Source organism: Pseudomonas sp. GW704-F2 (assembly GCF_059423025.1).
Genome location: NZ_JBWKXO010000034.1, coordinates 15,434 through 27,340, shown reverse-complemented (window position 1 = coordinate 27,340; position 11,907 = coordinate 15,434). Strand labels below are relative to the sequence as shown.

General features: G+C 57.4%; 10 protein-coding genes. All 10 read left to right on the top strand.

Annotation, left to right across the window (positions count from 1 at the left end; genetic code table 11):
- The first annotated feature begins 198 nt into the window (after positions 1-198).
- The 10 genes from serC to AC07W0_RS23615 all read left to right on the top strand — a co-directional run bounded on the left by serC (position 199) and on the right by AC07W0_RS23615 (position 11,154).
- Positions 199-1,284 (top strand): 3-phosphoserine/phosphohydroxythreonine transaminase, encoded by a 1,086-nt coding sequence (gene serC, locus AC07W0_RS23660; protein WP_026140261.1) that lies wholly within the window; start codon positions 199-201, stop codon positions 1,282-1,284.
- Positions 1,284-2,378, top strand: coding sequence for a prephenate dehydratase (gene pheA, locus AC07W0_RS23655; RefSeq protein WP_017848851.1), 1,095 nt, complete (start codon positions 1,284-1,286; stop codon positions 2,376-2,378). Before serC ends, pheA begins: the two co-directional genes overlap by 1 nt.
- Positions 2,379-2,387: 9 nt before the next feature.
- Entirely contained in the window at positions 2,388-3,500 is a 1,113-nt protein-coding gene (gene hisC / locus AC07W0_RS23650; protein ID WP_017848850.1) for a histidinol-phosphate transaminase, read from the top strand.
- 28 nt (positions 3,501-3,528) lie between these two features.
- The gene (locus AC07W0_RS23645) at positions 3,529-5,739 is read left to right on the top strand and encodes a bifunctional prephenate dehydrogenase/3-phosphoshikimate 1-carboxyvinyltransferase (RefSeq protein WP_233098857.1); all 2,211 of its coding nucleotides are present in this window, start codon (positions 3,529-3,531) and stop codon (positions 5,737-5,739) included.
- Complete coding sequence (cmk, locus tag AC07W0_RS23640; RefSeq protein WP_017848848.1) at positions 5,736-6,425, top strand: (d)CMP kinase; 690 nt, start codon at positions 5,736-5,738, stop codon at positions 6,423-6,425. Before AC07W0_RS23645 ends, cmk begins: the two co-directional genes overlap by 4 nt.
- Before the next feature lie 119 nt (positions 6,426-6,544).
- The gene (rpsA, locus tag AC07W0_RS23635) at positions 6,545-8,239 is read left to right on the top strand and encodes a 30S ribosomal protein S1 (protein WP_003218806.1); all 1,695 of its coding nucleotides are present in this window, start codon (positions 6,545-6,547) and stop codon (positions 8,237-8,239) included.
- Positions 8,240-8,401: 162 nt separating this feature from the next.
- Entirely contained in the window at positions 8,402-8,686 is a 285-nt protein-coding gene (locus AC07W0_RS23630; RefSeq protein ID WP_017848847.1) for a hypothetical protein, read from the top strand.
- Between the two features lie 131 nt (positions 8,687-8,817).
- Positions 8,818-9,114, top strand: coding sequence for an integration host factor subunit beta (gene ihfB, locus AC07W0_RS23625; protein ID WP_017848846.1), 297 nt, complete (start codon positions 8,818-8,820; stop codon positions 9,112-9,114).
- Between the two features lie 24 nt (positions 9,115-9,138).
- On the top strand, positions 9,139-9,381 hold the full coding sequence (locus AC07W0_RS23620) for a LapA family protein (protein WP_057003754.1): 243 nt from the start codon (positions 9,139-9,141) through the stop codon (positions 9,379-9,381).
- A 426-nt stretch (positions 9,382-9,807) separates the two neighbouring features.
- Entirely contained in the window at positions 9,808-11,154 is a 1,347-nt protein-coding gene (locus AC07W0_RS23615) for a Wzz/FepE/Etk N-terminal domain-containing protein (RefSeq protein WP_102618379.1), read from the top strand.
- Positions 11,155-11,907 lie beyond the last annotated feature (753 nt).

The following is an 11,907-nucleotide window of genomic DNA, read 5'->3' as shown; positions in this document are numbered from 1 at the left end:
TGTTTGTCACCTTTGAAATATCAATGCTCCCCCTGTAGGAGCGGGCTTGCCCGCGAAAATCGTCAACGATAACGCGTGCATCCTGGATAAACGCGGTGATCTTGCGTTTTTCGCGGGCAAGCCCGCTCCTACAGGCAGCGTTAGCAGTTAATATTCGATTTATTGCACCACCCCCACCAGATCAGAGTGAGATTGGATGTGAGCAAGAGAGCCTATAACTTCTGTGCCGGTCCCGCGGCGCTTCCTGAAGCAGTCCTGCAGCGCGCGCAGGGTGAACTCCTCGATTGGCATGGAAAAGGCCTCTCTGTGATGGAAATGAGCCATCGCAGTGATGAGTTCGTGTCCATCGCCACCAAGGCTGAGCAGGACCTGCGCGACTTGCTGGACATTCCCTCCGACTACAAAGTGCTGTTCCTGCAGGGCGGCGCGAGCCAGCAGTTCGCCCAGGTGCCGCTGAACCTGCTGCCCGAAGACGGCACGGCCGATTACATCGATACCGGTATCTGGTCGCAGAAAGCCATCGAAGAAGCTGCGCGCTACGGCAACGTCAACGTCGCCGGTACCGCCAAGCCTTACGATTACTTCGCGATTCCAGGTCAGAACGAGTGGAAGCTGTCGAAGGACGCGGCCTACGTACACTACGTGGCCAACGAAACCATCGGCGGCCTGGAATTCGACTGGGTGCCGCAAGTGGGTGACGTGCCGCTGGTGTGCGACATGTCTTCGGACATTCTCTCGCGGCCGATCGATGTGTCCAAGTACGGCATGATCTACGCCGGCGCGCAGAAGAACATCGGCCCGAGCGGCATCCTGGTCAACATCGTCCGTGAAGACCTGCTCGGTCGCGCCCGCTCGCTGTGCCCGACCATGCTCAACTACAAGGTCGCGGCCGACAACGGCTCGATGTACAACACGCCGCCGGCGTTTGCCTGGTACCTCTCGGGCCTGGTGTTCGAGTGGCTCAAAGAGCAGGGCGGTGTTGCCGCCATGGGCAAGCTCAACGAAGTGAAGAAGCGCACCCTGTACGACTTCATCGACGCCAGCGGTTTGTACAGCAACCCGATCAACCTGACTGACCGCTCGTGGATGAACGTTCCGTTCCGCCTGGCCGACGACCGTCTGGACAAGCCGTTCCTGGCCGGTGCCGAGGCGCGCGGCCTGCTGAACCTCAAGGGTCACCGTTCGGTGGGCGGCATGCGCGCCTCCATCTATAACGCTGTCGATATCAATGCCATCAACGCGTTGGTGGCCTACATGGCAGAGTTCGAAAAGGAACACGGCTAATGTCTGAGCAAGAACTCAAGGCCCTGCGTGTACGCATTGACAGCCTGGACGAGAAAGTCCTGGAGCTGATCAGTGAGCGCGCGCGCTGTGCCCAGGAAGTGGCGCGGGTGAAGATGGCGTCCCTGGCGGAAGGCGAAGTGCCGGTGTTCTACCGTCCGGAGCGTGAAGCCCAGGTGCTCAAGCGCGTGATGGAGCGCAACAAGGGGCCGTTGGGTAACGAAGAGATGGCGCGGTTGTTCCGTGAAATCATGTCTTCCTGCCTGGCGCTCGAGCAGCCGCTGAAAGTGGCTTACCTCGGCCCGGAAGGCACCTTCACCCAGGCGGCGGCGATGAAGCACTTCGGCCACGCGGTGATCAGCAAGCCTATGGCAGCGATCGACGAAGTGTTCCGTGAAGTGGCGGCCGGCGCGGTGAATTTTGGCGTGGTGCCGGTGGAAAACTCCACCGAAGGCGCGGTCAACCACACCCTGGACAGCTTCCTTGAGCACGACATGGTGATCTGCGGCGAAGTCGAGCTGCGCATCCACCACCATTTGCTGGTGGGTGAAAACACCAAGACCGACAGCATCAGCCGCATCTACTCCCACGCCCAGTCCCTGGCCCAGTGCCGCAAGTGGCTGGATGCCCATTACCCGAATGTCGAGCGCGTGGCGGTGTCCAGCAACGCCGAAGCGGCCAAGCGGGTCAAGGGCGAGTGGAACTCGGCGGCGATTGCCGGCGATATGGCGGCGGGCCTGTACGGCCTGACGCGCCTGGCCGAAAAAATCGAAGACCGCCCGGACAACTCCACGCGCTTTTTGATGATCGGCAGCCAGGAAGTGCCGCCGACTGGCGACGACAAGACCTCGATCATCGTCTCCATGAGCAACAAGCCCGGCGCGCTGCATGAACTGCTGGTGCCGTTCCACGACAACGGGATTGACCTGACGCGCATCGAGACTCGTCCTTCGCGCAGCGGTAAATGGACCTACGTGTTTTTTATCGACTTCATCGGCCATCACCGCGATCCGCTGGTCAAAAGCGTGCTCGAGAAAATCAGTCAGGAAGCCGTGGCACTCAAGGTGCTGGGCTCTTACCCGAAAGCGGTTTTGTGAGGCGTTAACATGAGTGGCAACTTCCTCGCCCTGGCGCAGCCGGGCGTGCAACAACTGTCGCCTTACGTTCCAGGCAAGCCTGTGGACGAGCTGGCGCGTGAGTTGAACCTGGACCCGGCGAAGATCGTCAAGCTGGCCAGTAACGAGAACCCACTGGGCCCAAGCCCCAAGGTGCTGGCGGCGATTCGTGAAGAACTGGCCGAGCTGACCCGTTATCCGGATGGCAACGGTTTTGCCCTCAAGTCCCTGCTGGCGCAGAAGTGCGGGGTCGAGCTGAATCAGGTGACCCTGGGCAACGGCTCCAACGACATTCTTGAACTGGTCGGTCGTGCCTATCTGGCGCCCGGCCTGAACGCCGTGTTCAGCGAGCACGCGTTTGCGGTCTACCCGATCGTCACCCAGGCCGTCGGTGCCGATGCGCGGGTTATTCCTGCCAAGGACTGGGGTCACGACCTGCCGGCCATGCTGGCGGCGATCGATGCACAGACCCGCGTCGTGTTTATCGCTAACCCGAACAACCCGACCGGCACCTGGTTCGATGCACAGGCACTGAACGACTTCCTACAGGATGTGCCGGAACATGTGCTGGTGGTGCTGGACGAGGCCTACATCGAGTACGCCGAAGGCAGCGACCTGCCCGACGGCCTGGATTTCCTCGCGGCCTACCCGAACCTGCTGGTCTCGCGCACGTTCTCCAAGGCTTATGGCCTGGCGTCGCTGCGCGTCGGTTATGGTCTGTCGACGGCGGTGGTGGCCGATGTGCTCAACCGTGTGCGTCAGCCGTTCAACGTCAACAGCCTTGCCCTGGCGGCGGCCTGCGCAGCGTTGCAGGATGCCGAGTACCTGGAAGAAGGGCGTCGCATCAACGAAAGCGGCATGCTGCAGTTGCAGGCAGGCTTTCGTGAGCTGGGCCTGGGCTGGATTCCGTCCAAGGGCAACTTCATCTGCGTCGATCTCGGCCAAGTGGCGGCCCCGGTGTTCCAGGGCTTGCTGCGCGAAGGCGTGATCGTGCGTCCGGTGGCCAACTACGGCATGCCGAACCACCTGCGCATCACCGTCGGTCTGCCGGCTGAGAACAGCCGCTTCCTGGAGGCGCTGGCCAAGGTTCTGGCCCGTGGTTGATGTCACTGCATTGCAACCTGCTGTGCCTATGATCGGTCGCCTGGTGGTGGTCGGTCTGGGGTTGATCGGTGGTTCCTTCGCCAAGGGCCTGCGCGAGAGCGGGTTGTGTGGCGAAGTGGTCGGCGTGGACCTGGACCCGCAATCGTGCAAGTTGGCGGTTGAGCTGGGTGTCGTCGATCGCTGTGAAACCGACCTGGCGCTCGCATGCCAGGGCGCCGATGTGATCCAGCTCGCCGTGCCGATCCTGGCCATGGAGAAGTTGCTGGCGGTGCTGGCCGGCATGGACCTCGGCCAGGCGATCCTCACCGACGTCGGCAGCGCCAAGGGCAATGTGGTGCGGGCGGCGCAGCAGGCGTTTGGCGAGATGCCCGCGCGTTTTGTGCCGGGCCATCCGATTGCCGGTTCCGAGCAGAGCGGGGTGGAAGCGTCCAATGCGCAGTTGTTCCGTCGGCATAAAGTGATTCTGACGCCGCTGGCGCAAACCGATCCGGCGGCCTTGGCCGTGGTCGATCGTCTGTGGCGCGAGCTGGGCGCGGATGTTGAGCATATGCAGGTCGAGCGCCACGACGAAGTGCTGGCGGCGACCAGTCATCTGCCCCATCTGCTGGCGTTCGGATTGGTGGATTCGTTGGCCAAACGCAACGAAAACCTCGAGATTTTCCGCTATGCCGCCGGTGGCTTTCGCGATTTTACGCGGATCGCCGGCAGCGACCCGGTGATGTGGCACGACATCTTCCTCGCCAACCGCGAGGCCGTGTTGCGCACCCTGGACACCTTCCGCAGCGACCTTGACGCCTTGCGCGACGCGGTCGATGCCGGGGATGGTCACCAATTATTGGGCGTGTTTACCCGTGCGCGGGTGGCGCGTGAACATTTCAGCAAGATCCTGGCACGCCGGGCCTACATGGAAACCGCAGTGAACGCCGACGACCTGACTTTCCTCGCCAACCCGGGCGGCCGCTTGAGCGGGCGTATTCGGGTGCCGGGCGACAAGTCGATCTCCCATCGGTCGATCATGCTCGGTTCGTTGGCCGAGGGCGTGACCGAAGTCGAAGGTTTCCTTGAGGGTGAAGATGCCCTGGCGACCTTGCAGGCGTTTCGCGACATGGGCGTGGTGATCGAGGGGCCGCACCACGGGCGCGTGACCATTCATGGTGTCGGGCTTCATGGTTTGAAGCCGGCGCCGGGGCCGATTTATCTCGGTAACTCCGGCACCTCCATGCGCCTGCTGTCCGGCTTACTCGCCGCACAGGCCTTCGACAGCGTGCTGACCGGCGATGCTTCGTTGTCCAAGCGCCCAATGAACCGCGTGGCCGAGCCGCTGCGGAAGATGGGCGCGGTGATCGAAACCGGGCCGGAAGGGCGCCCACCGCTGACCATCCGTGGCGGCCAGAAGTTGAAAGGCCTGACGTATGTGCTGCCGATGGCCAGTGCGCAGGTCAAATCCTGCCTGCTGCTGGCGGGCCTCTATGCCGAGGGCAAGACGTCCGTCACCGAGCCGGCACCGACCCGCGACCATACCGAGCGCATGCTGCGCGGTTTCGGTTATCCGGTAGAGGTCGTGGGTGCAACGGCGACGGTCGAGTCGGGCCATGCGCTGGTCGCCACCCATATCGAAGTGCCGGGGGATATTTCCTCGTCGGCATTTTTCCTGGTGGCGGCGTCAATCGCGGAAGGTTCCGAGCTGTTGCTGGAACATGTCGGCATCAATCCGACGCGCACCGGGGTGATCGATATCCTGCGGCTGATGGGCGCGGATATCCGCCTGGAAAACCCGCGCGAAGTGGGCGGCGAACCGGTGGCCGACCTGCGGGTGCGGGCGGCTGCGTTGAAAGGGATCGAGATCCCCGAAGCGCTGGTGCCGTTGGCAATCGATGAATTTCCTGTGCTGTTTGTGGCTGCTGCCTGCGCTGAAGGGCGAACCGTCCTGCGCGGTGCACAAGAATTGCGGGTCAAGGAGTCCGACCGTATCCAGGTCATGGCCGATGGTCTGCTCGCCCTTGGCGTGAAGTGTGAACCCACCCCTGATGGGATTATCATTGACGGTGGCCTGATGGGCGGTGGCGAAGTGCATGCCCATGGCGATCACCGGATCGCCATGGCGTTCAGCGTGGCTTCGCTGCGGGCAACGGCGCCGATTCGTATCCGTGACTGCGCCAATGTTGCTACGTCTTTTCCGAACTTTCTTACACTGTGTGCCCAAGTCGGCATCCGTGTTGCCCAAGAGGCTCAATTGTGAATATCAAAGCACCGGTGATTACCATCGACGGGCCAAGCGGCTCGGGCAAAGGCACGATCGCCGGCATCCTGGCCAAGCGCCTGGGCTGGTGCCTGCTGGATTCCGGCGCGCTGTACCGCCTGCTGGCATTTGCCGCCCGCAACCACGGCGTCGACCTCACCAACGAAGAATCTCTGAAGCTGCTGGCGGCGCACCTTGATGTGCAGTTCGTCGCTGCGACGGAAGGTCATCCCCAGCGCATCATCCTGGAAGGGGACGATGTGACCGATGACCTGCGTAACGAACAAGTCGGTTCCTGGGCCTCCCAGGTTGCCGCGCTGCCGGCCGTGCGTGATGCGCTGCTGCAGCGCCAGCGCGCGTTTCAGGAACCGCCGGGCCTGGTAGCCGATGGCCGCGACATGGGCACGGTGGTATTTCCCGAGGCGCCGCTGAAGATTTTCCTGACCGCCAGTGCCGAGGAGCGGGCGCGTCGCCGCTACTTGCAGTTGAAGGGCAAAGTGGATGGTGTTAGTCTGTCGAGTCTGCTAGATGAGATCCGTGCACGCGACGAGCGTGATACCCAGCGCGCAGTAGCCCCGCTCAAGCCGGCGGCTGATGCCATACAGCTGGATTCCACGGAGTTGTCCATCGAGCAGGTGCTGGAACGCATCTTGAGTGAAATCGCTATTCGCGATATCGCCGGGTGACCAAGAAGTCTGCAGGGGACCAGTCATAGTCCTGCGGTGCTTCTTTTAATTGAAACTAACCCACACCGTCTGGGGCGTGGAGATGGGCGTATTCTTCGCCCTTATCAACAGGAATTAAAATGAGCGAAAGCTTTGCGGAACTCTTTGAAGAAAGCCTAAAAACCCTGAACCTTCAGGCAGGCTCCATCATCACCGGTGTTATCGTTGATATCGATTACCAAGCTCGCTGGGTAACCGTTCACGCTGGTCTGAAGTCTGAAGCACTCATCCCGCTTGAGCAGTTCTACAACGACGCTGGCGATCTGACTATCAATGTCGGTGACGAAGTTCACGTTGCTCTGGACTCGGTTGAAGACGGTTTCGGTGAAACCAAGCTGTCCCGTGAAAAAGCCAAGCGCGCTGAATGCTGGATTGTTCTCGAAGCAGCCTTCGCAGCTGAAGAAGTGGTCAAGGGCGTTATCAACGGTAAGGTTAAAGGCGGCTTCACTGTCGACGTTAACGGCATCCGTGCGTTCCTGCCAGGTTCTTTGGTCGACGTCCGTCCAGTGCGCGACACCACGCACCTGGAAGGCAAGGAACTCGAATTCAAGGTCATCAAGCTCGATCAGAAACGCAACAACGTTGTCGTTTCCCGTCGTAGCGTCCTGGAAGCAGAGAACTCCGCCGAGCGTGAAGCTCTGCTGGAATCCCTGCAGGAAGGCCAACAAGTCAAAGGTATCGTCAAGAACCTCACCGATTACGGCGCATTCGTCGATCTGGGTGGCGTCGATGGCCTGCTGCACATTACCGACATGGCTTGGAAGCGTATCAAGCATCCTTCCGAAATCGTCAACGTTGGCGACGAGATCGATGTCAAGGTTCTGAAATACGATCGCGAACGCAACCGTGTTTCCCTGGGCCTGAAGCAACTGGGTGAAGATCCATGGGTCGCTATCAAAGCCCGTTACCCAGAAAGCACCCGCGTGACCGCGCGTGTTACCAACCTGACCGACTACGGCTGCTTCGCTGAGCTGGAAGAAGGCGTTGAAGGCCTGGTACACGTTTCCGAAATGGACTGGACCAACAAAAACATCCACCCTTCGAAAGTCGTACAAGTCGGCGACGAAGTGGAAGTTATGGTTCTGGACATCGACGAAGAGCGTCGTCGTATCTCCCTGGGCATCAAGCAGTGCAAATCTAACCCATGGGAAGATTTCTCTGGCCAGTTCAACAAGGGCGATAAAATCTCCGGCACCATCAAGTCGATCACCGATTTCGGTATCTTCATTGGTCTGGACGGCGGCATCGACGGCCTGGTTCACCTGTCCGACATCTCCTGGAACGAAGTGGGCGAAGAAGCTGTTCGTCGCTTCAAGAAGGGCGACGAGCTGGACACCGTTATCCTGTCGGTTGACCCAGAGCGCGAGCGCATCTCCCTGGGCATCAAGCAACTGGAAAGCGATCCGTTCTCCGAGTACGTTCAAGAGAACGACAAAGGCGCAATCGTTAAAGGCATCGTGAAAGAAGTTGACGCTAAAGGCGCCATCATCACCCTGGCCGACGATATCGAAGCGACTCTGAAAGCCTCCGAAATCAGCCGTGACCGCGTTGAAGACGCGCGCAACGTTCTGAAAGAAGGCGAAGAAGTAGAAGCCAAGATCATCAGCGTTGACCGCAAGAGCCGCGTAATCCAGCTCTCCATCAAGTCGAAAGACGATGCTGAAGAGAAAGAAGCCATCCAGAGCCTGCGCGACAAGCCAGCTACCTCTGAGCCTTCTGCTGGTCCTACCACTCTGGGCGACCTGCTGCGTGCACAAATGGAAAAACAGAACTGAGTTCTGTCAGGCCATAGAAAAAGGGCGACTTCGGTCGCCCTTTTTTGTGCCTGAAATTTGTTGAATCAACAACTTAGAATCACGTAGAGCTGATCGGTGTCAGAACTGATTATAGTCTTTGGATAAGCTATTCCCGTGCTGCTGATTCAGTAAGGATTTTCAATGAACAGGCTCATCTTAGTGTTCGCAATGGCCATGCTTGCAGGTTGCGCCGCCACCAATGCCAAGACTCACGCACGGCATGGCGTCAGTGGCATCGAGATCGACTGCTCAGGCTTGGGCTCCAACTGGGAGAAGTGCGAGAAGCGCGCGGCTCGAGAGTGCAAGATGCAGGGGTACAAGGTCATCACAAGGTCCAGTGACGCCAAGGACGAGGAAGGGGATTACTTGTTCGGCTGGAACCCGGCAGGCGCCGTTACCCGCACGATGCTGGTGATCTGCAATTGAGCGCGTAAGCGCTTGATAGTGAAGTCGATCTGGCGTGTAGATAAGTTATTGGATGGGCTGTTCAAATTCATCAAGTCATGCTAAAACCTTTGAAGCGCTTTTCCTAGCTGCTTGAAAAAGAAGGGAAAAATATGACGAAGTCGGAGTTGATCGAACGAATTGTCACCCATCAAGGGCTGCTTTCATCCAAGGATGTGGAGCTGGCCATCAAGACCATGCTTGAACAAATGTCCCAATGCCTGGCTACGGGCGATCGTATTGAGATCCGAGGGTTTGGCAGCTTCTCGCTACACTACCGCGCCCCGCGCGTAGGCCGTAACCCTAAGACCGGGCAATCCGTCAGCCTGGACGGCAAGTTCGTGCCTCACTTCAAGCCGGGCAAGGAATTGCGTGATCGAGTGAACGAAGACGAAGAAGAAAACGTCTGAGTGTCTTTAGGGTAGGAGAAGATTATGCGTGGGATTAAGCGCGCCGTGGTGTTACTGACAGTGCTGGTGGTCGCACTGGTGGTTATAGCGTTTGTGCTCGAAAACCAGCAGGGCGTGTCTCTCTCGTTCCTTGGCCTGGCGACCGGGCAGATGCCGGTGTCGGTGTTCGTGACCGTGGCGTTGATTGTCGGCATGCTGATAGGGCCATTGTTAGGCGTATTGGTGCGCAGTCGGCGTCATAAGTCGACTCCTGCAGGGCGTGCCTAGGGAGCTCTCTCCCGTTCCACAAAAATCGCATGCAGACTGAGACAACCGTCCGTCAGAAAACTGCCCTAAAATAGCCCGTCAATTTCTGCGCCGCCTTGTAATGATGCGGCCGCCCTCAAGTAAAAAATCCGCGGATTCATTGGGTTTCAGCTCGTAGATTCGGAAAATCCTTTCTGTTTTCACTCTCCTTGGACGTGCTGCATCAGGGCTACCCCTATACCTGTAGGAAAAGCCTACCGCTCATGTCAAGACTTGTAATATGTCAGAGAGATGGCAAAATGAAATCTGTTCTCGATAACAGGCATTTTGTGCGCTCGAAATTTGGCAGAGACGCTGGGTTTTGACGGTCATCTAATTAGAATAAAAAAGACACAATTTGGTCTGCATAACGAGCCCGCAGTTTCTTTTTGAAGGCAGGTTTTTGTTGTGAGTAGTAGTTTCCGTGCCCCCACAGTACGTTCTTCCGGCGAAATAGATCTCGTCGAGCTTTTGAAATCTGTCTGGCATCAAAAAAAGCTACTGCTTCTAGTAACACTGGCAGTTGGCTTGATTGCGGCGTGTTATGCGTTTCTGGCAACTCCACAATACCAGGTCAGTGTGGTGTTGCGTCCTGCGGCCATCAATGATTTGGATGCACTGAATCGCTCTGAGGTTTACCAACTGCCACCGGCCGATGCGCTTCTCAAGATTGGCGCGGCGCTGGAATCTTACGATACTCGCTTAGCTTTCTTTAGGGCCAACCAGAATCTATTCGAAAGGTTTGTTCGTCCGGGAGAGACACTGGAGCAGAGTTTTGAGGCGTTCAATCGCAATTCCATTCATTTGATTTTGCCGGATTCAGATAAAAAATATACAATGAGCAATTATGTCAAGCTTGAAATGACTTATCCAAGAGGTATCGATGGCGTTGCCATTCTGAATGGTTTGGTTGACTACGCCATTGGCCGTGAGCGTGAGCAGATCAGTGCGGATGTGAGTGTAATCGTCCAAAACCGGCTCAATGAACTCAAAGGAAAACTCGATTCGGCGCGCTCGAACTACAACGTTGAGAAAGAAGCCAAAATTGCTTCTCTGCGCGAAGTCGACTCATTAAGGCGTGCGCAGTTACAGGACGAGTTGGCGGCCTTACGTTCGCAATTGAAGGCGTTGCGCAGCGATCGTATTTCTCAACTGAATGAAGCTGTCGGAATCGCCAGAACCTTAGGTATCCAAAAACCGGCTACGCCGTCTTCATTCGGTGATTCTGACAGTGCGGGCTCTGGCAGCTTGATTCGCACCGAAGTAAATAATCAGCAAATCCCTCTTTATTTTATGGGCGTGGAGGCGCTTAAGGCTGAGCTTGCCGCGTTGGGGCAGCGTAGGTCGGATGACTTCACCGATCCTCGCGTCGCCCAGATCGCGAAGGAACTTCAGTTGCTGGCGGCCAACCGCGAAATTGAAGTGCTGAGCGCACGGAAAAATGAGGATGTTTTTCTCGCCGGTGTTCAGCCGTTGCGTGCAGAGATGACCCGTTTGAGGCACTTGAATACTGATATGGCGGACATCAAATTAGTCACTATCGATCAGCAGGCCCTCGAGCCGCTAGCGCCGGCTAACCCAAATCGTCTACTTATCGTGGTGCTTGGTTTGTTTGGAGGGGCTGTATTGGCGGTTTTCATCGCGCTCATCAGGCATATGGTTCTCGCCGGCGGCGCCTCTACCACCGGTAGCACCCCGACCGTGCTCTCTCGTGCGCTTAGCGATGCTAAGTCGATCAGTGGTGCTCAACCTTAGCTGTCCAAAAGTAGCTGAGCGGCGTTGTGTGATTGATCGTACCTGTCTTTATTCGAATGGCTTTTATCGCTCTCGATCCCCAGGGCACCGCTATCTGGCGTGTGCCCGCTTGTCTGTGAAATTTTTGGTAAGTCTGAGTATTGAATCTAAGCCCGCAGCCATAAGCGACGCTGAACCTTTCGGCTTTCGAATTGGTTTTAACGCGGCTATGCAGCTCTGAAAAAGATTTGTATATGTGGTAAAAACTTGCCGCGGACCCTCCCAGCTCGGGAGGGCGCAGGTGTTAGGATTGATTGCTTTTATCGAGTGGTATCATCCAAAAGCTGAAGAAGGTCGCGCAGGGCGGCGGTCCATTGTCGTGTTGCGCGCTCATTTGACGCGAAACTGTTTCATAGCGGCATGATCCAGCTAGGAAGAGTCGCTGTATCAAACGAATATGATGTGCCAGTTCGTGGCTTGCTGGAAAGGCATGAATGTTGGTGTGGATTTTTTCGGCTGATTAACTGATTGAGGGTCGTTCGTGATAGGTCATGGCATTTCGGTGTCGTGTTTGAACCAACGTTACGCGTTGAGCTCTACCAAGAGCTCGAGCTGCGAACGGAATTCCGAAATGTATCGAATCAAAAAAGAGAACGATATTTTTTGTGTGAAAGAACACGTCGAGATCGATGCTTAAAACGGCTATTGTACTTAGTTTGACGCACGTGAGGCGATTCGATGACCGTCCTGTCGAATTTATAGATGCTTATAAAT